At 64.0% G+C, this 21270-nt stretch carries 21 protein-coding genes; 20 read left to right on the top strand and 1 reads right to left on the bottom strand.

The window, feature by feature from the left end; translation table 11 throughout:
* Positions 1-90: 90 nt before the first annotated feature.
* The 14 genes from E3U25_RS06645 to E3U25_RS06580 are packed head-to-tail and all read left to right on the top strand — an operon-like array spanning position 91 to position 15429.
* Complete coding sequence (locus E3U25_RS06645; protein WP_208861513.1) at positions 91-423, top strand: hypothetical protein; 333 nt, start codon at positions 91-93, stop codon at positions 421-423.
* A complete protein-coding gene (locus E3U25_RS06640) occupies positions 386-1702 on the top strand; it encodes a phage terminase large subunit family protein (protein WP_208861514.1) in 1317 nt (438 codons plus the stop codon). Before E3U25_RS06645 ends, E3U25_RS06640 begins: the two co-directional genes overlap by 38 nt.
* Positions 1702-3531, top strand: coding sequence for a portal protein (locus tag E3U25_RS06635; RefSeq protein ID WP_116220865.1), 1830 nt, complete (start codon positions 1702-1704; stop codon positions 3529-3531). The genes E3U25_RS06640 and E3U25_RS06635 overlap by 1 nt, the downstream gene beginning before the upstream one ends.
* A gap of 37 nt (positions 3532-3568) precedes the next feature.
* On the top strand, positions 3569-4321 hold the full coding sequence (locus E3U25_RS06630; protein WP_147304465.1) for a hypothetical protein: 753 nt from the start codon (positions 3569-3571) through the stop codon (positions 4319-4321).
* A gap of 23 nt (positions 4322-4344) precedes the next feature.
* On the top strand, positions 4345-5421 hold the full coding sequence (locus tag E3U25_RS06625; protein WP_116220867.1) for a phage capsid family protein: 1077 nt from the start codon (positions 4345-4347) through the stop codon (positions 5419-5421).
* 54 nt (positions 5422-5475) lie between these two features.
* Complete coding sequence (locus E3U25_RS06620; RefSeq protein ID WP_116220868.1) at positions 5476-5889, top strand: hypothetical protein; 414 nt, start codon at positions 5476-5478, stop codon at positions 5887-5889.
* On the top strand, positions 5889-8285 hold the full coding sequence (locus tag E3U25_RS06615; RefSeq protein ID WP_116220869.1) for a hypothetical protein: 2397 nt from the start codon (positions 5889-5891) through the stop codon (positions 8283-8285). The genes E3U25_RS06620 and E3U25_RS06615 overlap by 1 nt, the downstream gene beginning before the upstream one ends.
* 11 nt (positions 8286-8296) lie before the next feature.
* Positions 8297-9634 carry a hypothetical protein gene (locus E3U25_RS06610; protein ID WP_116220870.1) on the top strand — a complete coding sequence of 446 codons (1338 nt, stop codon included), beginning with the start codon at positions 8297-8299 and terminating at the stop codon, positions 9632-9634.
* A complete protein-coding gene (locus E3U25_RS06605; RefSeq protein WP_166435394.1) occupies positions 9631-9771 on the top strand; it encodes a hypothetical protein in 141 nt (46 codons plus the stop codon). Before E3U25_RS06610 ends, E3U25_RS06605 begins: the two co-directional genes overlap by 4 nt.
* The gene (locus E3U25_RS06600; RefSeq protein ID WP_116220871.1) at positions 9768-10151 is read left to right on the top strand and encodes a hypothetical protein; all 384 of its coding nucleotides are present in this window, start codon (positions 9768-9770) and stop codon (positions 10149-10151) included. The genes E3U25_RS06605 and E3U25_RS06600 overlap by 4 nt, the downstream gene beginning before the upstream one ends.
* A gap of 1 nt (position 10152) precedes the next feature.
* Positions 10153-11034 carry a hypothetical protein gene (locus E3U25_RS06595; protein WP_147304466.1) on the top strand — a complete coding sequence of 294 codons (882 nt, stop codon included), beginning with the start codon at positions 10153-10155 and terminating at the stop codon, positions 11032-11034.
* Positions 11034-11681 (top strand): phage tail tip lysozyme, encoded by a 648-nt coding sequence (locus E3U25_RS06590; protein ID WP_116220873.1) that lies wholly within the window; start codon positions 11034-11036, stop codon positions 11679-11681. Before E3U25_RS06595 ends, E3U25_RS06590 begins: the two co-directional genes overlap by 1 nt.
* Positions 11681-13039: a hypothetical protein gene (locus tag E3U25_RS06585; protein WP_116220874.1), complete on the top strand. Its 1359-nt coding sequence runs from the start codon at positions 11681-11683 to the stop codon at positions 13037-13039. Before E3U25_RS06590 ends, E3U25_RS06585 begins: the two co-directional genes overlap by 1 nt.
* On the top strand, positions 13039-15429 hold the full coding sequence (locus E3U25_RS06580; RefSeq protein ID WP_116220875.1) for a hypothetical protein: 2391 nt from the start codon (positions 13039-13041) through the stop codon (positions 15427-15429). Before E3U25_RS06585 ends, E3U25_RS06580 begins: the two co-directional genes overlap by 1 nt.
* A gap of 165 nt (positions 15430-15594) precedes the next feature.
* On the opposite strand, the gene E3U25_RS06575 is transcribed toward E3U25_RS06580, so the two are convergent.
* Positions 15595-15954, bottom strand: a complete 360-nt coding sequence (locus E3U25_RS06575) for a hypothetical protein (protein WP_116220876.1) — start codon at positions 15952-15954, stop codon at positions 15595-15597.
* Between the two features lie 79 nt (positions 15955-16033).
* On the opposite strand from E3U25_RS06575, the gene E3U25_RS06570 reads away from it, so the two are divergent.
* Genes E3U25_RS06570 through E3U25_RS06545 form a run of 6 tightly spaced genes read left to right on the top strand, consistent with a single transcriptional unit; the run spans position 16034 to position 21269 of the window.
* Positions 16034-17050, top strand: a complete 1017-nt coding sequence (locus tag E3U25_RS06570; protein WP_116220877.1) for a hypothetical protein — start codon at positions 16034-16036, stop codon at positions 17048-17050.
* Complete coding sequence (locus E3U25_RS06565) at positions 17050-17400, top strand: hypothetical protein (RefSeq protein WP_116220878.1); 351 nt, start codon at positions 17050-17052, stop codon at positions 17398-17400. The genes E3U25_RS06570 and E3U25_RS06565 overlap by 1 nt, the downstream gene beginning before the upstream one ends.
* Complete coding sequence (locus tag E3U25_RS06560; protein WP_116220879.1) at positions 17397-20153, top strand: sialate O-acetylesterase; 2757 nt, start codon at positions 17397-17399, stop codon at positions 20151-20153. The genes E3U25_RS06565 and E3U25_RS06560 overlap by 4 nt, the downstream gene beginning before the upstream one ends.
* Positions 20153-20440: a hypothetical protein gene (locus E3U25_RS06555; RefSeq protein WP_116220880.1), complete on the top strand. Its 288-nt coding sequence runs from the start codon at positions 20153-20155 to the stop codon at positions 20438-20440. The genes E3U25_RS06560 and E3U25_RS06555 overlap by 1 nt, the downstream gene beginning before the upstream one ends.
* A complete protein-coding gene (locus tag E3U25_RS06550) occupies positions 20437-20646 on the top strand; it encodes a hypothetical protein (protein WP_116220881.1) in 210 nt (69 codons plus the stop codon). The genes E3U25_RS06555 and E3U25_RS06550 overlap by 4 nt, the downstream gene beginning before the upstream one ends.
* On the top strand, positions 20643-21269 hold the full coding sequence (locus E3U25_RS06545) for a glycoside hydrolase family 108 protein (RefSeq protein WP_116220882.1): 627 nt from the start codon (positions 20643-20645) through the stop codon (positions 21267-21269). Before E3U25_RS06550 ends, E3U25_RS06545 begins: the two co-directional genes overlap by 4 nt.
* Position 21270 lies beyond the last annotated feature (1 nt).

The raw sequence follows: 21270 nt of genomic DNA, 5'->3' as shown, positions 1-21270 counted from the left end.
CCTTCTCGCCCTGATCCTCGCCGCGTCCCTCATCGCCATGCAGGCGGCGGGGCTGTGGGTGGACCCCCGGTAAATCAAGAGGAAATCAAGATGGCTGCAAAGCACGGAGGCAAGCGCCCCGGCGCTGGTCGTCCTGCTGGCGCCCGCAATCGTGCGACGGCGGAACGCAAGGCCAGCATCACCGAGCTTGCGCAGGACTATGGCGAGGCCGCCCTGGCGACTCTGGCAGAGGTGATGCGAGACAGCGATGCTCCGCACAGCGCGCGAGTTGCTGCAAGCAATGCCCTGCTGGATCGCGGCTATGGCAAGCCCCGTCAGGAGGTGGACCACTCGTCCAGCGACGGCAGCATGACGCCGATCACCGGCTTTGACATTCGGGTCGCAAGTGCGCCTGCAAGCGACACTGACGCGTCCGCAGGCTGACTTTTTCGTCAGCGAGGCCAAGTATCCCGCCTTCGTCGGAGGTTTCGGGAGCGGCAAGAGCGAGACGCTGGCGCAGCGGGCAATTGCTGATGCTGCGCACTCCGGGTCGGCGCTGATCGGTATCTACGCGCCGACCTACGACTTGCTCAAGCTGGTCAACGTGACGCGCATCGAACTCAAACTGCACGAGCATGGCATTCGCCACAAATGGCACTCGCAGGACAAGGCGATCTACACCAGCCACCCCGGATTCGGTGACTTCATTTTTCGCACGATGGACACGCCAGAGCGGATCGTGGGCTACGAGACGTTCCGGGCGCATGCTGACGAGTTGGACACGCTCAAGACCGAGCATGCACGCACTGCGTGGAACCAGATCATTGCCCGCAACCGGCAGGTGCTGAAAGACCGTCCAGACGCGCTGAACAGGGCGGCAGCCTACACCACACCCGAGGGCTTCCGCTTTACGCATGACCGATGGGTCGTCAACGCAACGCCTGATTACCGGATCTACCGGGCGCCGACCTATTCCAACCCGTTCTTGCCGTCCGACTACATTGACGGCCTGCGCGCCAGCTATCCGGCGCAATTGATCGAGGCCTATATCGAGGGGCAATTCGTCAACCTGACCAGCGGCACGGTTTATAGCAGCTATGACCGGATGCGCTGCGAAACGGGCGAGACGATCCGCGATGGCGAACAGCTTTACATCGGCCAGGATTTCAACGTGGGCCAGATGTTCAGCGCGATTGCCGTTCGGCGCGTCGATGGCTTCCACGTGGCGCAGGAGCTTGCCGGAGTGCTGGACACGCCGGAATTGATCCGGGTGTTGCGTGAGCGGTTCGCTGTCCATCCCATCCGCATCTACCCCGATGCCTCGGGCAAGAGCCGCAAGACTGTGGATGCATCGCGATCCGATCTGATCCTGCTGAAAGAGGCCGGATTCAAGGTTGTGGTGAACCCGAGCAACCCGGCGGTTCGGGATCGTATCGTCAGCGTGAACCACGCGTTTGAAAGCGCAAGGCTGCACGTCAATAGCCGAGCATGCCCGACGCTGGCGGCGGCGTTGGAGCAGCAGGCTTACAACCCGAAAACCGGCGAACCGGACAAGGAGGGCGGCTTTGACCATCCGTGCGATGCGATTGGCTACCTCGCCGTCAAGGAAATGCCTGTGCGCCGGCCGAGGCGGGAACAGGCAACGGTCAAGCCGCCGGCCGAGCCGCCAGACTATCGCCGCCGCGAGGTCGAGCATGACGAAGATGCATGGAAGGTGCTTTGATGCTTGAACTTGCCGCCCTGAAAACCATGGTGCAGCGGGCATCGGACCTGACCGAGCCTGACCGCAATCTGTCCGAGCGCGACCGGGACTATTACAGCGGACACCAGCTTACGGCAGCCCAGAAAGCCGAATACGCCAAGCGCCGGACCCCGCTGATCGTCAACAACCGTATCCAGCGCAAGATCGATGCGATGATCGGGATCGAGCAGAACGGCCGCACCGATCCGCGGGCGTTTCCGCGCGCGCCCGGCGATGAACAGGCGGCTGATATCGCCACCAAGGCGCTGGTGTTCGTGGACGATATCACGCGCTTTGACGCCAAGCGGTCGGAGGCATTCGAGAACCTGCTGGTTGAGGGATACGGCGGCGTTGAGGTCGTCGTGGAAGAACGGCGCGGCCTGCTGGAAGTGGCAATCAACCGGCTTCGCTGGGAGGATATCTTTTTCGACCCCTACAGCCGGGAAAAGGACTTCTCGGACGCCACGTTTCTCGGCGTGATGCGCTGGATGACGCTGGATCAGGCGCTTGAGCTTTATGAGGGTGATTATCAGCCGCAGGACGGCAACGAGGCAGAGAGCCTTGAGGATCTGCTGCAAGCCACCATGGAGGGCGTTGGCAACAGCTACGACGACCGGCCCGAGGATCAGGCGTTTACCTGGGCGGACGTAAAGCAGAAGCGCGTTCGCGTGGCTCAGATGTATTACCGTCAGCGCGGCGTCTGGTATCTCTGCGTTTTCACGGGCGGCGGCACGATCATCCATCAGGAATCGCCGTATCTGGACGAGGACGGCAAGACCGCTTGCCCGATCATCCTGATGACCGGCTATGTGGACAGGAAGAACTGCCGCTTCGGCGTGGTTCGTTCGCTCATCTCGATGCAGGACGAAATCAACGCCCGCCGCTCGCGCATCCTGCAAGACCTGTTCAACCGGCAGGTTGTCATTGCCAAGGGCGCGGTCGATGCCCGCGAGGTCCAGCGCCAGCTTGCCAAGCCTGACGGGGTGGTTGAGGTCGATCCCGATGTTATGGAGGGTGCTCGCGAAGGCGGGATGAGGCCGTTCGAGGTCGTGAACCGCGATGGCGACATTGCTGCGCAATTCTCTCTGCTGACCGAGAGCAAGGAAGAAATCGACAAGCTGGGACCGAATGCCTCGCTCTTGGGGCAGTTGACCGGCCAGCAGTCGGGCAGGGCGATCATGGCCCAGCAGAATGCCGGGATGGCCGAGCTTGCACCGATCTATGACAGCCTCCGCGATTGGACGATCCGCTGCTACCGCGCGATGTGGGCGCGGATGAAGCAGTTCTGGACCGAGGAACGCTGGATCCGCGTCACAGAGGAAACCGAGGCCCCGCAATTTGTCGGCATCAACCAGTTTCAGGGCTGGGACGTTGACCCGCAGACCGGGCAGATCGTGCCGCAAATCGCGAACAGCATCGCGGAAATGGACGTCGATATCATCATCGACACCGCGCCCGACATGGTGACGCTGCAACAGGAGCAATTCGACCAGCTTGCCAAGATGGCCGGTTCCGGCGTGCCGATCCCGCCCGATGTGCTGCTTGAGGCGTCCAGCCTGCGCGACAAGGCCAAGCTGATCGAGAAGATGAAAGAGGCCAACGCGCAAGCCGCACAGGCTCAGCAGGCCGCCCAGCAGGCGGAACAGGCGCGTCAGGACATGGACACGCAGTCGCAGGCGCAGTTGCGTGGCGCTCAGGCCGTCAAGAACGTGACCGATGCGCAAAAGACCGCATTCGAGATCCAGCAGGCCCAGACCAGCACGGCGATAGCCGCTGCGCTCGGCCTGCCGATGCCCGCCGCCGGGGCCTAACCGGGCGAATACCCGCCGCCGGGGAACGGGCGGTTTCGTGACCATCAGCGACAATGAGGAACGCAACATGTCGGATGACGTGCTGAACATCTTTGGCGAAACGGACAATGAGCAACCGGAAGTTGCGGAAACATCGGGACAGGAAGCCCCTGAACCGGAGAGCGCGCAACCGGAAGGCGAAACGGCTGAAAAGCCGGTCGAGTCCACGGGCGAAAACGAGGCTGAGCCGCCGGCAGCCAAAACCGAGGAAGAACAGCGCCATGTCCCGTATGAGGCGTTGAGGGATGAGCGAACCAAGCGTCAGGCGGCTGAGCGTCGGATTGCCGAGATGGAGGCGGCGCAGCGGCGCGCGCATATCGAGGCTATCGAAGATCCCGGCGAGCGCGCTCAGGCGGAACAGCAGCAGATTGTTGCTGCGGCCGTGGCTCACAAGATGCACCTGTCCCGGCAATATGCCGAGCGCCAGTATGGCGAGGCGTTTGTTCAGGAGGTCGTGGACTTCTTCGAAGATCCACAACATGCGCCGATGAGCCATCAGTTCATGCGCGCGGCCGATCCGTTCGGCGCTGCGGTCGAATACTACAACGCGGCAAAGGCGTTGCGGGAAATCGGCCCTGATCCGAACAGCTATCGCGAGAAGCTGCGCGAGGAACTCAAGGCCGAACTCATGGCCGAACTCTCCCCCACGAAACCGAAAGCGCCCCCTCGCTCCATGGCCTCTGCGCCAGCGGCGGGCGGGGATTCCAACCCTGTCGGCTCCGGCTTTGACGCCCTGTTCGGGGAAAGCTGAGCCTCCCATAAGAGGAAAGAGCGATGGCTGATACCGTCCTCAATACGGACCTTTACGTCCAAAAGTGGCTGCGCCAGTATTACCAGGAATACGTGCGCACATCCGGCTTCCTGCCCTACATGGGCACGGGCACCAACTCCATCATCCAGGTCAAGCGTGAGCTGACCGATGTTGGCAAGACCATCAACATCCCGCTGATCACCCGCCTTAAAGGCTCGGGTGTCACCGGCAAGAACGTCCTGACCGGCAACGAGGAAGCGCTCGGCAACTTCAACCACCAGATCACCGTCGATTTCCTCCGCCATGCGGTCGTGATCGATGAGGTGGACGAGAAGTGGACCGAAATCGACCTGATGAAGGCCGCCAAGGACGCGCTGACCGCCTGGGCCGCCGACAAGTTGCGCGCCGACACGATCACGGCATTGGGGTCGATCAACGGCGTGGCCTATGGCACCGCCAGCGCGGCACAGAAAAACACGTGGACTGCGGCGAACGAGGATCGGGTGCTGTTCGGCAATGCCGTGGCGAACTACGACGCCACGCATTCGACCGCGCTGAACAACATCACCGCTGGCATGACGCTTTCGGCGTCCATCCTGTCGCTGATGAAGCGGATCGCCAAGACGGCGGACCCGCACATTCGCCCGACGCGGGTCAACAACTCGGCTGGCCGCGAATACTTCATGGTGTTCACCGGCTCCATGGCATTCCGCGATCTGAAAAACGATACGGTCATGCAGCAGGCCAACCGCGAAGCGCGCCCGCGCGACGTGGAGAGCAACCCCATCTTCCAGGACGGCGATCTGATCTATGACGGCGTGATCGTCCGCGAAATCCCGGAAATCGGGGGCTTCAACAACACTGCGGGCGCCCCGGTGCGGATCGAGCCCGTCTATCTGTGCGGCGCGCAGGCCCTTGGTCTGGCGTGGGGCATGGAGCCGAAAACCATTCGCGACGATTGGGATTACGGCAAGCGCAAGGGTGTCGGCACCAAGGAGGTGCGCGGCATCGACAAGCTGCGCTTCGAAACCGGCTCCGGTGGCGCCTTCAAGGATCATGGGCTGGTCACGGGCTACGTGGCCGCCGCCCTGGACGGCTGACGCTTTGGTGCGAGGCCCTGCGGGGCCTCCATCCCAAGCGCCATGAGGTGAATAATGGAACGCACGAGGGACGAGGTTGCCCTGCGCGCGCTGCGGCTGCTTGGCGTCGTGGCAAGCGATGAGCCGGCAACCGCAGATCAGGCGCAGGGCGCGCTCATGGTGCTGGACAGCGTCTGGGCCGAGGTTCGGGACGAAGCGCAGGCGACTTGGGACATTGCTACCGGCGTCCCGCAGGAGGCGTTCGTGCCGCTGGCGAACCTGCTGGCGGCGGAAATGGCCGGTGAATATGCCACACCCGCCCCGATGACGCGTCCCCGCGCCAAACTGCGGCTCCTGGCGGTCATCCGAAAAGCTGAGCCGCGCGACTGCTGCGACGTGGACCCCTGCGCCGATTATGGGGCCGGGGCGCGGGTCGTGATCGTCGGGAACAGCACCAGCGACGTATGGAATGATGGAGGCACTTGGTAATGCCGACTTTTGCCAATGGCACGCCTCTCGTTACCGTTCGCGGCCTGCTGAACGATACCGGCCTGCGGAAGAACGACTATGCCGCGCAGGAAGATCCGACGCCGGACTATGACGAGAGGTTCGGTTGGGAGCCGGGATCGCGCATCCTAGCGGGCGGCGTGGAATGGGTTTGCAAGGATGCCACCACGGGCGCTGCGGTCTGGGTTCCCGCGTCCGACGAAAGCGCGGTTGTCATCGCGACGGAGGCGAAGGCCACGGCTGATGGCGCTGTCATCGACGCCGAAACCGCTCAGCTCACCGCCACCGCCGCCGACGCCAAGGCGACGGAGGCGCAGGCAGTGCAGGCGCGGCGGGATTTTGCACGGTGGTATCTCACGGATTACCTGCACCCCGACGACATGATGGCCGCGCTAGAGGGCGATATCGCCGGGCAAAACGAGGTCCGGGTTACCGACGCCATCAGGCAGATGCATGACGATATGCTGTTCTGGTCGGCGCAATCCGGCGGTCGGCAGTCCATCGCGATCTATCCCTGCCTGCGGCTCGCGGTGTGCAAAGAGGCGTTCAGCGAGACGGCCTGCCAGGCGCTTTGGGACATGGACGGCTCGACCTATGGGGCAAACCGCTTCTCGTTCCGGTTCGACAGCACCGAGTTTCGGATCAAGAATTGGCTGGCCGTTGCGTCAATTAGAACCAGTGGGTATTGGGCGCACCACAATATCACCTATCCCGTCCCCGAGGTGTTTTTCCGCTGGGAGCAATCCGGCGGGAATGCCTATCTATCCTCGATAGAGGGCGGCTGGTCCATCGTCGGGTCTGGGTCATGGACCGAGCCGGTCGCGGTCAAGCTCTACAACATGCAGCACCTGCGCATCGCCGGTCTGCATGTGCGCGGCCTGCGCAACATCAGCCTGATGATGGAGAATGTCGTCAACAGCGATTTTGACGATGTTAACCTGTTCAATACTGGCTGGCAGCCGACAGAGTTCGGCGGCACGCTTGGGCATATGCCGGCGGCTGTCCGGTTTTCGAATGTCGGCGCGGTCGTGACCGCCACCCAGGCGGTTTTCGATGCGCAGCATGTTGGCAAGCTCTTCTGCCTGTCGCAATCGGGGCAGGTTGACCGCGATCTGCGCCTGAATTTCTGGGCGGAAATCGCCAGCGTGGACAGCCCGACGCAGATCACGCTGGCAGAGGCCCCGAGCGTCAACGTCACGGGCCAGACAGGCTCTTTCGAAGCCCTGCGCGCATCCACATCCGGGACGACATGGACGCTGTCCGCGCCGGTTGGGCAGTCTCTGGTCGGCCGCTTCGTGACGCTGGGTTTCGCCCGCTTCCCCGGCGCGGCGATGACCAATCTGGGGACGCTGACCACCACCGTCATCGCCCACTCTGGCGATACCATCACGGTGGCCGACGCCCCGGCGTCCGATGTGACCAACGCGTTGCTGGCCCTCGCGCCGCAGCTGCATGTTGATCGGCTGGTCCATGCGCCCGGCGTGTCTCGCACCGACAACGTGGGCTTTACCAACCTCCGCTGCGAGGGCACCGGCTATGCCAACGTGGCGGTGATCCCGGCGCTGTTCGGCAACTGCTCCGCCATCGAAATCACCAATGCGAAATTCCACGGCACCGGCAACGGCGACAACAACTACGGCGGCACCGCGACCTGCCTGTTCCTGGGCACGGCTGACGGTTTCAGCTTCTCGGGCTGGCTTGAGCAATGCGGCAACAGCCCGCGCTATGGCGCGGTGACGGTCGCGGGCAACAGGGTGCGGGCCGATTTCTATGGCAAGCTCACGCCCTATGGCGACGGGTCGCGCTCGGCCATGACCTATGTGGACCCGCCGCCCGGTTCCACCGAGGTGCAGATTCGCTGGGGCATGGTGCATCCGAGCGGGACGTTCCCGCGCGCGTCCCAGGCTGCGCATCGCTTCGGTCCCAACGGGACGCCCGACATGGTGGTGAGCATCGCCTCTCCGCCGCGCCCGACGACTGGTGCGCCGATCCTGACGCCGACGCGGCTGGGCGAGGTAACTGCAACCTCCCTGCGCGGGGATGCGGTCACGCAGGGGCAGACGACAGGCTCGGCGCAGGTGACATATCCGCGCGCCATGGCGGTTGGCTTCGGCGGCAACACGGGCGACGTCAACCCAGAGGCGGTGACTGACCTGGACGCGATTGTAGGCAGATGGAGAGCAGTTCGGATTGCATCTGGTCCCGGCGGGGATGGCTATGTCATTGAAGCCAAGCGCCAGGTGGGCAACACCTGCATCCAAGTCGGCTGGCGCATCCAGTTCAACTCCGCCCCCCGCCTGATCATGCGCCACAACAACAACACGGGCGGCGCTTGGGGTGACTGGTATTACCTCGACGGCACCATCCTCACCCCCTGACAGGAGGCGGCATGCTTGTCGAACTGGTCGGCCAGTCTGGCCGTGATCTCGATAACGTATCGGCCAACCCTGCGCGCTTGGTCAATGTTTACGCCGAGCGAACCACTGAGGGCGAGCGCGTGCTGAAATCCGTGCTGGGCATGGATCGCCACACGCAGCTTGATGGCGTTTTCGTGCGCGCCATGGGGCGCGTCGATGGCGTGACCTATGCCGTTTGCGGCGGCCACCTGTGGCGCATCAATCTGCACGGGTCTGCCAACGATCTGGGTGCGGTCGATACCGGACGCGCCACCCTCTGCGGCAATAACGGCTATGTCTGTGTGCAGGCCGGGACGCGGTATTTCGTCTACGACCCGGACGCCGACACGATCACCGAGCCGGCAGCCGGGGCCTTCTCCGATATCGGCTCGGTGGAGTTCTTCGGCAACTACACGGTCATCACCGAGGCAGGGGGGCGGCGGTTCCAGTGGTCGGCGCTGGCTGATCCTACCGACCTGCCGGGGCTGAATTTCTCCACTGCGGACGGCAAGGACGACAACCTGCTACGCGGGCTAGCGATGGATGGCCGGCTTTACCTGTTCAAGCAGGAAAGCACCGAGCTTTGGTATAACACGGGCGAGGCCGGAGCCGATGCCATGGCCCGTGTTGCCGGCGGCGTCTGGGATATAGGCCTGCTGTCCCGCGACATGCTTTGCCAGTTCGAGGGCGGCGCGTTCATCGTCGGATCGGACAACCGGGCGCATTTGGTGTCGTCGGGCGGTTTCCAGCCGGTTTCGATCCCGCCGGTTGAGACAGCGATCAAGATCGACCGGCCGCAAGCGTGCCTGACCTATTCGGATGAGGGGCATACCTTCTGCGCCATCATCTTCAAGGACTCGCCCGCATGGGTCTACGATCTTTCCATGAACGAATGGCACGAGCGTGCCGAGGGCGTGAATCTCGGGCCTTGGAACGTCGCCGCATCCTGCAAGATCGGCAAGGAATGGGCGGTAGGCCGGAACAACGGTGAAATCTCGATCCTGCGCCGCACCAATGCCGATGGCTCAACCCCGCTGGTGCGTGAAATCACGTCCCGGACGCTGCGCATGGACGGCCAGCGGACGATCCTGCGGGAATTCGAGGTGTTTCCGCGTCAAGGCTTCTCGGCCGGCACGATGAACCTGCACATCTCGCGCGACGGCGGGTCAACGTGGACCCCGCCGAAGCCGAAACCCATCGGCGGGCAGGGTGAGTATGGCCGCCGGGTTCTGTGGCGCAATCTGGGGCAGGCGCGGGCGATCAATGCCAAGCTGCGCTGGACCGAGCCGCGCGACATTTGCCTGTCCACGCAAGCGAGGATCGTGACATGACGGTCAAACCCCTCCTGATCGGCCAGCCCGTGACGCAGAAAGGCGACATGCCGAGCGCGGAACTGGTGATGATCATTCAGCAGCTTGTTCGCGAGGTGAACAAGCTGGCTGAGCGCGTGGCGGCGCTGGAACCGTGACCCGGCAAATCACCGTGGACGAGGCGCGCGAATTCTTCGTGCATCCGTCGCAGCGGAAAGGCTTCAACCCCGACGATCTGCCGGAAGATGGCGTGGCGTATTGGGCCGATGGGCCGGTCTGCGGCGTGTTCCGGGATTTTTCGTGGCCTCGCGTTCTGGACGTGCATTGCGGCGTGAAGCCAGAAGGCTGGGGCAGCACCGTCCCGCACGCCCGCGCCATTTTGGAAGCCGTCTGGCACTACTACGCGCCTGACCTGATCGTCGCGCAATCGCTCGCCAAAAACCGCGCCGTGCTGGCGATGAACAAGCGCCTCGGGTTCGAGGTTATCGGAACGCTACCGACGCCAGAGAGCGTCGTTGTCCAAGCATGGAGATTGTGACATGCCCGTCGCTGCGATTGCCGGTGTAGGCTCTGCCTTGATCGGCGCATCTTCCGCGTCCAAAGCCGCGAAGGCGCAAAGCCGCGCTGCCGAACAACAGATGCAACTCCAACGCGAGATGTATGACCAAACTCGCGAGGATCTGGGCGGATATCGCGATGCTGGCTCCACGGCCCTGCAAGCGTTGATGTATGAGATGGGGCTGGGGGCCGCGCCGACCGTGGGCGGGACCGCGCCGCAGATCGAAACCGTCACGACGCCCGCTGACGGGGGTGGCAGCATTCTTGGATTGCTCAAGGCCGTATATGGCGGCGATACCGGCGAACTTGGATTGCTCAATGCCTTATATCGCGGCTATGGCGGCGAAACATATGGCGGCGGAACGAGTGGGGGGACGCAATACCGTGTCGGGGGGCAGACCTTCAACACGCTGGAAGATGCACAGGCATGGGCGCGCGCCAATCCGACCGGGGGCAGCGCCTATGGAGGCTTTACGGCAACGCCCGGCTATGAGTTTCGCCTGCAATCCGGCAATGAAAGCATCAACGCGCTTGCCGGTGCCCGCGGTGGCCTGAACAGCGGTGCCACGCTCAAGGCGCTGGCCGATTACAACCAGAACATCGCGAGCGAGGAATACGGCAACTATCTGAACCGCCTCGCCGGGCTGACGGACATGGGCGCCAGTGCTGCATCCGGGCAGGCCGGGGCCAACAATGCTCTTGCGCAGATGGGCAGCAACTCGCTGGCCCAAAAGGGCAATGCTCAGTCTGCCGGTGCGATCGGTATCGGCAATGCCCTGCAAGGCGGTCTGCAAACCGGCATCGGGCTGTGGAACTACCAGAACAACCTGAACAACGGGCTGAAACCGGCCGGGTGGACGTGATGAACGCGCTTTCCCCCGAGGTTTTCTATGCCGGCTTGGTAGAGCGCGGCGTGCCATCGCATATCGCCCAAGCCTTCGTGGTGAATGCGCGGGACGAAAGCGGACTGAACCCCGGTATCAACGAAGCCGCCCCTATCGTTCCTGGCTCGCGCGGCGGTTATGGCCTGATGCAGTGGACCGGACCGCGCCGCCGGGCGCTTGAGGCGTTCGCTGCGGATCGCGGGGCCAGCGTGTCCGACCCAGACGTGCAGATGGATTACCTGCTGACCGAGTTGCAGGGGCCGGAAAGCCGTGCGTGGAGCCGGATCAGCGCCGCTCAGACCCCCGAGGAAGCGGCGGCGGCCATCGTCAACGACTTCCTGCGACCGGCCGAAAGCCACAGGGCGCGCAGGGAGCGCAACTATCTCGCTGGTGTCACCTTCAACCCGGAGAATGCCGGTCAGCTTTACATCCCCGCCAGCGAGGGCAGGGACGCGCAGGGCAATGCGCTCAATGCGTTCGGCCAGCCGCCGAAACCCGAACGCTATGCGCCGGCCCTTCCGCAGATCGGCACGTTCCTTGACGCCTCGGCTTTTCAGGCGCCCGTGAACAATGCCCTTGCGGCCCCGCAATTCTCCATCTCTCCGCTTTCCACGAGGTTCCGCTGATGGCCCTGAATCCCTCGATCATCCTTTCCGGCCAGCAGGCCGATATCCTCGGGGCCATGCAACAAGGCAACGCCCTTGCGCAGCAGGTCAACCAGCAGCGGCAACAGAACGCACTGCGCGGGTTCCTTGGCGACAATGCCGAGGCGCTGATGCAGGGCGACCAGAACGCGCTGGCGCAGTATGCACGGCTGGACCCGACCGCCGCCTTCGACATGATGGGCCGCCAGCAGGATCGCGCATGGCGTGAGGACGAGCGGCAGTATCAGCGTGGTCGCGATGCCCGGCAGGATCAGCGTGCCGCCAAGCTGGACGCCCGCGGCGATCAGGAATGGCAGATGAAGATCCAGCAGCACGCCGCGCAGCTTTCCGCAGCGGAGCGCGAGGCGCAGGCCAAGCAGATCGAGGACGCCGTGAAGGTCGGCCTTGCCGCACGGTCGCCGCAAGAATGGGATGCGCTGGTGCAATCGGTCGGCGCCCCCGATCTGGTCGGTCAGTTCGAGAACCGGCAGGCGCTAGCAAACCGCTACATGGACATGGCCGCTATCCTCAAGGGCCAGAACCCGGCGCCGCTTTCCAATCCCGGAAAGGTCTATGCTGATATTCAACGCGGCCTACTGCCCGAGGGGACCCCTCTGCGCGGCGAAGGCGCGACCGTCAAGGTGGACATGGGCGGTGGGGCGCCCGGCCTTGGTAAGCTCAGCACCGACTACGGCTATGTGATGGACCCCAACACCGGGCAACCTGTCATCGATCCGCAAACCGGGCTTCCGACCGCATCGGCCATCCCCGGATCGCCAGCCGCCCTTGAGGCGCAGCAGGCCGCCAGCAAGGCTGCGCAAGGTGGCGGTGCGAAAGCTGTTTCCACCGATACGGTGATGACCGCAGCCAACGAAGCGCGAAACCTGATTGGTCGCACGTCAACCGGCACCTTGGGGGCGGGGCTGGCATATCTGCCCGAATCCGATGCTGCCGAAGTGAACCGGCAGATCAGCGTCATGAAGTCCATTGCTACTATCGAGACTTTGGGCGCGATGCGGGCAGCATCTCCTACCGGCGGCGCTCTGGGCAGTGTGACCGAGAAGGAGGGCGCAATGCTGGCCGCCGCCGCTGGCGCTCTCGATCCCAAGTCCGGCCCGGAACGGTTCGGCAAGCAGTTGGACAATTACGAGCGGACGTTGCTGCGCATCATCCACGGCCCTAAGGTCGGGGATGCGATCTTTGAACAGTCGCGCGACCAAGCCAAGGGCGGCGGGCAAGATGGCGGCGTTCCGACGATTTCAAGCGATGCGGATTATGATGCGCTTCCATCAGGCGCGACGTTTCGCGACCCCAATGGCGTGATGCGGAGGAAGCCCTGATGGGATGGCAAGACGCCCCTATCGTTGAGGATGCACAACCCAAGTGGATGAGCGCGCCGGCGGTGGATGAGGAAGAAGTTGCATCACGGCAATCCCCCGATCAGCCCCAGATCGTCGGCGGTGTCATCATGCCGCCCCCGGAAGACCAGCAGCGGCGCATCGACCCCGTCGAATACAGCTATGGCGGCCGCGATGCGCAGCCCCGCATGGGATCGATGATGTATCCCCAAGCGGGCGGGTCCCAAGCCCTGCCTGAGCCGGATCGGCGCGTGACGTTCGAGGATTGGCAGCGCATGTCCCGGTCCGAGCGCAAAGCAGCCGGACTGCCCGTGTCGGCTATCGGCGGGCAACTGGCATTCGACCGCATGGCAACGGGGATTTCCGGCAATGCGCGAGAGTTCATCCTGCGCGATGGTCAAGAGCCGGAAAAGGTCGTCAGGGGCGATTATAATGCGCTGGGGATTTCGCCGGAAGCCGACGCCATGGTTGCAGGTGGATTGCGCACTATTGGCGAGCCGCTCAACGCTTTCAACCGCGCGTTTACGAACATGTTCACCCTCGGGTCTCTGGATGAGATTGAGGGCGTTGCTGATGCGGCGATGACGGATCAGTCGTTCAGCGAAGCGCGGCAGGCATCGCGGCAGCGTTCGGAAGCGCAGGCGGCGGAATATCCCATCGCCACCACCGCCGCCGGGGTAGCCGGGGCCGTCACGTCGCCAGCCGCTCAACTTGCCATGCGGTATTTCCCCGCTGGCGGCTCGCCTGTTGCGCAGATCGGCGCAGGGGCTGGAACCGGAGCGGTTCTGGGGGGCGCGCAGGGCTTCATGGAGGGCGAGGGCGGCGCGGTCAACCGTCTCAACAACGCCTTGGGCGGGATGCTCTTTGGGGGCGCCATTGGTGGGGCCATTCCGGCAATCGCCCAAGGCGCTGGCGCGCTCTATCGCACGGGCCGCAACGCTCTGGCGGAATATCGCGGTATCGGACAGGTTGCCGACGACCTCGGTATCAGCCGCCGCGCTGGCCGCCTGCTGTCCGACACGCTGGAAATGGACGACGCCGCCCGGATGCGGAATGCTCTGAGACGCCCCGATGCGATGCTTGCCGACGCCGGCCCGTCCACGCAAGGCGCGCTGGATGCGGTCATTCAGTCGCCCGGCGAGGGCGCACGCACGGCGCTGGGTCGGATTGATGACCGGGCAACGGCGGCAGGTCAGCGGCTTGTCGGGGAACTGGATCGCACGATGGGCGCTCCGCAGGGTATCAACGCCGCGCAGGGGGCTATCCGGCAGGGCACCGCGGGCGCCCGCAGCGCAGCCTACGACGCCGCCTATTCCAAGCCCATCGACTATGCGGGTGAGGCAGGGATGCGGCTTGAGGGGCTGTTGCGGCGCGTGCCGGGCAAAGCCATTCAGGACGCCAACCGACTGATGCAACTGGACGGCGATTCTTCGCGCCAGATCCTCGCCAGCATTGCCGATGACGGATCGGTCACGTTCCGCCAGATGCCCGATGTTCGCCAATGGGACTACATCAAGCGCGCGCTGGATCAGGCTGCGGCCTCGGGCGAAGGGCAAGGCGCGCTCGGTGGGCAAACTCCCATGGGCCGAGCCTATCAGGGTCTCGCGCGCACGATCCGCGACACGGTTGCAGATGCCGTTCCCGAATACCGGACGGCGCTGGACACGGCAGCGGACGCGATTGGGCAGGTGCAGGGCGTCAAGTTTGGCGCGCAGATGATGCGGCCCGGCACGACGCGCGAGGAAGTCGCGGACTTTCTCAAGGGTGCCACAGGAGCCGAGCGCGCGGCCGTCAAGCAAGGTGTGCGCCAGCAGATTGACGATACTATTGCCAATGTCCGGGCCATTGCCACCGACCCGAACATTGACGCACGGCAGGCTTACAAAGCCATGACGGACATGTCGTCGCCTTCCGCGCGAGCCAAGCTGGAAATGCTGTTGGGCGATGAGTGGCCGGCAGTCAGGCAGGCTTTGGACGATACGGCGCAGGCGCTCGGGCTGCGAGCCCGCGTGGCGACGAACAGCCGCACCTTCGGGCGTCAGCAGTTCGGGCAGATGCTGGACGACAGCCTAGAGCCAGGAGCAATCGCGCGCGGCGAGCCGGTGAACACCGCCAAGGGCATCTGGCAACGCGTTACCGGGTCAACCCCTGCGCAAATCCAGCGCGCCAAGAGCGGTGTGCGCAACGAGCTTGCGGACGTTCTGACCCGACCGAACGCACTGGCAACGCTGAACGCATTGGAAGCGGCGCGCACGGCCTTTCCGATCCTGCCGGGGGCAGGGCGAGGCGTCACTAACGCGCTGAATGCGTTTGGGCTGGGTTCTGTTCCTGCGATAGTTCCCGAAGTGCGAAACCGGCTGCGCCAACCATAAAGCAGCAGAACAGGATCAGGATGATCGCCGGGCCGTCACTCTCTTTTTTCCGAAGCCGCCATAGGCCATAGAAAAACATGGCGGTGATCATGTTGGCGGCGATAGCGCCAGAAAACGCATAGACTAGCATCCCCCGATCCTACACCGGGCCGGGGGATGCCGCAATCACTCGCAAGACAGGCTAGGCTTGCGGAAATCCACCACAGTGTAGCTGCCCTTCGGGTTCCTCTGCCCGATCAGGGTGTAGGTGCATTGCCAAGTTGACACACCGCCGCCGTAGGTCGTCGCGGTCCCGGTCACCCAATTCCCGGACTGAACGGCGCTGTAGTTCGTCGTCTGCGGCATGACGGTGCCCTGCGTCATCCGCCACATGAACGCGCGGCGACCGTCAGGAAGATCCATCACGCCGGCCGGCGGCCCGTAGTCCATCGCTGCCTCTGTAATGTCCTTGCCGACATAGGATTGCATGATGCTGGACGCGCATCCTGCGACCGCCATCACCAGAGCCAGAACAATCGCTCGCATATCAACCTCCTAGCGAATCTCACACCACCGTTACCACGATCCGGCCCGCTTTCGAGCGGGCTTTTTGCATGGAGCGCCCATGGCTACTCTCATCAGCTTCAACCCCAACCGTGCCGTTGACCTGAACAGCTTCGCCCTCCCCGGCGCGCTGGCCCTGTTCTATGACAGCGGCACCTCGCGCCCTCGGATCGTCTACAGCGACCCGGAATGCACGTTGCCGCATCCCTCGCCCCTGGCCGCTGACGGGGCAGGGGTATTCCCGCCCGTCTACGACACAGGCGACGGCGACGTGAAAGTGGAGGTCACGACCGCCGAGGGCGTCATGCTGGCGGGATACCCCATGGACCCGGTCCGGGTGGTCAGCACCGGATTGACCGGCGCTTCGGCGATCCAGTTTTCCCCGACCGAGAACATTCCAGAAACCAATGTCCAGGATGCTATCGAGCGCGTTCAGGAAAACATGATCCAGCCGCTTCTTGACTACGGTCTTGGCGTGACCGGGAATGCGCCGCTGCTTTCCGATATCGACGCGGTCAATATCGCCTCTGGCATCTATCGTTTCAGCGGGGAAACGGCCGGAACCTTCCCCAGCGGTGTGACGGCCAGCAACGGCGGGACGGTGAGGGTCTGGCGGGCCAACTCGACATCGGCAATCATGATCCTCACGCCAAACGGTGCGCGAAAGCAGCACATTCGGGCGCTATCGACCACCTGGGGCGCGTGGGCGTTCATCCTGTCCAGCGCCGACACTGTGGAAAACTCGGTATGGATCACCGGCACGTCCACAACGCCGGCAGCGATTTCACCCGCTGCGCTGGCGGCCGCCTTGAACGCAGACGGCAGGACTTGGCGAAGCGTCACCTCCCAGCGGTCCATCGGCACCATTTACCAGAACACCACCGGCACCACGATCCAGGTGTCAATCTGTTCGTATGATGGCATTACCGAGGTTTCGGTTAATGGATCGACGGGCTGGGTCCGCGTCGGACAGCCTACCTCGACCAGCTTGCAGTTTCAATGTTTCGACGTGCCGCCGGGCCATCGGTATCGATGCCGCAACGCCGCCCATATCGAATCCTGGTCGGAGCTTCGCTGATGCGCGCCCCGGTCCAAATCCCCCCGCTGAACATCTGGCCCGACCGCGACACCGTGCAGTCGTGGCGCTACCTTGAGGCTCAAACCCCGGTTGACTTCACGCAGACCCTTGAGGGCGTCGGATATTCCGGCGAAATCATGATCCTGCGCTGCGGATCGGTCATCTGGCAGGCTCCCCTTGTGCTGGATGCTGACGGCTATGTCACCGTCACGGTTCCTGAATCCATAGGCCAGACCTTGCGCAGCCCCCGGCGCATCGACGCCACCGGGCAGATCGTCATCACCTCCCCCATTCCCGAACAAACCGTCACCTGGGTTTTCCCGGTCGCTGTCTATGAGGTCCACGCATGAGCGCCATTAACAGGGTGATCGTCGTCAATGACGATAGCCGCTACCTGACTCATCGGGTCATCGAGGTTCTTGAGGAATACGATGACGTTCAGGAGGCGGCAGAGCAAGCGCAGCAGGCCGCGCAAGATGCGTCTCAGGCTGCCGGGGAGGCATCGCAGGCCGCGCAAGATGCGTCTCAGGCTGCTAACGATGCAGTGGCGGCCGTCGCCGTCGCTTTGCGCACCTATCCTTCTCGGGCCGCCTTGGTTTCCGCCCTGCCGAGCCTGCAGGATGGCATGACCGTCCTGGCCGGGGGCCAGCCATACATCATCGACTCCAACGCCATCGGCTGGCGTTCCGCTATGGCCGACCTCGGCGTGGACGGTGTAGTGCTGGACGAGCCGATCAACGCCTATGTCGCCGCATGGTTTGCCGACGATGGCGACAACACGATCTATTTCTATACCTCGCCCGACGGCAAAACCTGGTCTCGTCTGAACGACAGCTTCGTTCGCGTCGGCAACACGAACCGGAACGTCCTGTCGCGCGATCCGTCGCTGGTGTTCTTCCGTGGCGAGTTCTGGATGTCGGTGACGAACTATGCCGAAGGGTCGCATGACGCGGTAATATTCCGGTCGCGCGACCTGATGAATTGGCGTCGGTTCGAGGTCAAATTCGGCCCGGTGCCGAACATCAGCGCCACGGTTCCGTTCCCCGGAGGGATCGTCCCGGCCAGCTTCGTCTGGGCTCCCGAACTGGTGGTCGATGGCGACGACCTCTATGCGTTCCCGACGATCCGCTACGGCAATGACGTGGTGGACGATTACGGCAGCACCATCCAGTCGAAGCGCATTTTCCGCTCGCGGCTCGTCAGCCCCGACACCATGGAGTTCTCGGCGCTGGAATATGTGCCGCTGGGCGATGTGCATCCCAAGGGCACCTATCAGGCGGTCGGCGAGATTGCCGCGCCGCCGTCGGTCCCGCTGCGCCATATCAACGGGCAGTCGGGAATGATGGGGCTGGATATCACGTTCTCGCAGGATTTCCGGGCGGCATTCCCGGCCGACGATCTGATCATCATCCCCGCCGCTGCTGGCGCGACCAGTTTCAGCGGTGGCAACTGGATCGCGGGCGGGTCCACGTATATCAACTTCGTTTCGCGCGTTAACACGTTCCTCGCGGCCAACCCGGATGTGGTCCTGGAGGCCATGATCTGGCAGCAGGGCGAGGACGACCGTAACAATTCCAACTATCAGAGCCAGCTGGCCGACTTCTTCGTGCGTGCGCGGGGCGATATTCCCGCCCTGTCCGGGGTTCCGCTGCTTCTCGGCGAGATGGGGACGTTCGTCCCGGCGGGGACGACCGACATCAACGCCGTCATTGCTGCGGTCGCCGCGGCCACGCCCAACGCCCATGTCGTGTCATCGGCCGGCCTGACTGATAAAGGCGACAGCCTGCATTTCAATGCAGCCAGCTATCGGACGCTGGGGCATCGCTATTTCAGCGCCTTCGCCTCGGCGCGCGGTTCGACCGGCTCTGGACCTGTGCCGCAGCGCCGCGCGATCATCATCGCCGGGCAGAGCAACGCCGTTGGGCAGGATCTGTTCGAAAACCAAGCGGTGATCGGCGGTCAGTTGGACGCGGCGGCGGAATGGAAGCTGACCGAGCCCGGATGGTGGTTCGTCACCAAGGACGAGAAGGCCAAGACCTGCCTGGTCTTCGACGGCGACGCAATCGACGGCGGCTTCGATTACGTCCAGACCCTGACCGCGCCCTATATGGTTGAGGGGTTCAGCCTGGTTCCGCACACATACCTGACCCCCGCAGGCGTCAGGGACCTGAAATGGCGCATCTATTGCGACGCCCACGCCGACCTCGACAATGTTCCGCTTGGAAAGCAATTCTATTGGGAGTTGCCGACGCCGGGGTCTTCGCCCGAGGCTTTCACCGCCATCAATGTGTCCCATCCCGTTCGGCACGGCGGTGTGAAAAACCTCGCGGTGCGCAGCGATGCGGCGGCCATCCCTGCGATTTACCGCGCGGCAGCGTTCATGCACGGCGATCCTGGGCGCGGGTTTTCCTATTCCGTGCAGCTGGCCAGCGGGGCCCGGAGCATCAACCCCCAAGAGGGCGTGCTTTACTATGTGGGCGGCACCGGAAGCGCCGTCACGCTGACCATCAAGGACGGCGCGGCGAACGTGTTCCATCTGGCGGCGCTGACCTTCGCGACGGATTCCGGCATCCACGTCTTGCAAAGCCCGGTCGTCGCCTGGCCGGTGGCCCTGGGCTTCGGGGATAACGTCAACCAGGTCGTCACCTTCCGGCGCGGGCCGAGCGGCCTCTATTACCCGGACCTGGCACCGAGGGCGGCGTTTTCGGCGCATAAGGGCGGAACGCCACAGACCATCAGCGGCGCACTGGTGCAGACGGCCATCAGCTTCCCCAGCGAAGAGTTTGACAGCGGGGCGGCCTTCGATGTGGCCACCGGAATGTGGACTCCGCCGCCGGGCCGGTATCGCGTGACCGCTTCCGTCCGGTTCACCGGCAGCGTCGCGGGTGCGAACAACAGCCTGCTTCTTCTCCGTGACGGATCGGTTTACCGCCGCACGTCCATGCAGTCCGTCGGGGCTGAGGACATGACGCTGGACCTCACGGCCCTGGTTCGAACCAACGGCTCCAACGCGTTCGGCGTCGCCGTCGTCCTTGGCGGCTCGGGTGACAAGACGATTTCCGGCGCGGCGGCAGACACCTGGTTTGAGGGGGTGCCGGTGTGATGGCCCAATTCGACAATAGGATAACCAAGGGGTCCATGATCGCGGCGGCGCTCGCATTCGTAAGCCCCATGGTCACGTTCGGCGGCGCTGCGTTCTGGTTCGGTGGTCAGGACCAGAAGATCGCCACCCATGAGACACGGATCAGCGAGAACTCCGCGAACATCGCGCAGATCAGCGAGCGTGTCAGAACCCTGGAAATCAATGCCGGCCGCGCTGATGAGCGGCTGCTGCTGATCCTCGACAGCGTGCGGAAGATCGAGGCCAAGCTTGAACGGAGCGCGCCATGACCAGCTGGTGGCGCGCGTCCGTGATCCTGTCCCGCGCGCTCTGCGGCCCACGGGGCAAGCCGCTCTGCGCCCGCATCCACGAGGCCCGGCCCTCCGCATGGCGAACGGCGGCCATGGTGGCTCTCGACATGATCTTCGGCGAGCCGAGCCATTGCGAAAAAATCCATCGCCGCTGGAAGGCGCTGCAACCCGCGAGGACGACATGAGAAGCAATTTCGACCGCTGCTTAGCGGAAACCCTCGCGCATGAGGGGGGCTGGGCGGACGACCCGCGCGACGCCGGCGGGGCGACGATGAAGGGCATCACCTTTGCCACCTATCGCGCCTGGAAGCGACGGCCGATCACCAAGGCCGAGTTGCGGAACATCTCCGACGCCGAGGTGGCCGCCATCTACCGGCAGAACTATTGGGATGCCGTGCGCGGCGACGATCTGCCGGCGGGGCTGGATCTGGTTGCCTTTGACGCGGCGGTGAACAGCGGCGTCTCGCGCGGGGCGAAGTGGCTGCAATCGGCCCTCGGCGTGGCGGCTGACGGGATGATCGGCCCGCAGACTATCGCAGCGGCGCAGCAGGCGCACCCCGAGGCCGTGATTGACCGGGCGATCAGCGCGCGGCTGGCGTTCCTGCGGGTGGCGAAGAATACCAAGACCGGGGCCTTGCTCTGGCCGACCTACGGCAAGGGCTGGACGCGCCGCGTGGAAAGCGTGCGCGAGACGGCAATCGCCATGTCGAAGGTGACGACGCCGAACGCCACCAAGCCTGCGGCGCCGTCATCTGGCATCATCGCCGCGCTTCTGGCGCTTTTCAAGTCCATGTTCGGGGGGAAGTGAC

Source organism: Paracoccus versutus, assembly GCF_029909795.1.
Classification (GTDB): Bacteria; Pseudomonadota; Alphaproteobacteria; order Rhodobacterales; family Rhodobacteraceae; genus Paracoccus; species Paracoccus versutus.
The sequence above is the reverse complement of the archived record's forward strand: the minus strand, read 5'-3'. Positions and strand labels throughout refer to the sequence as shown.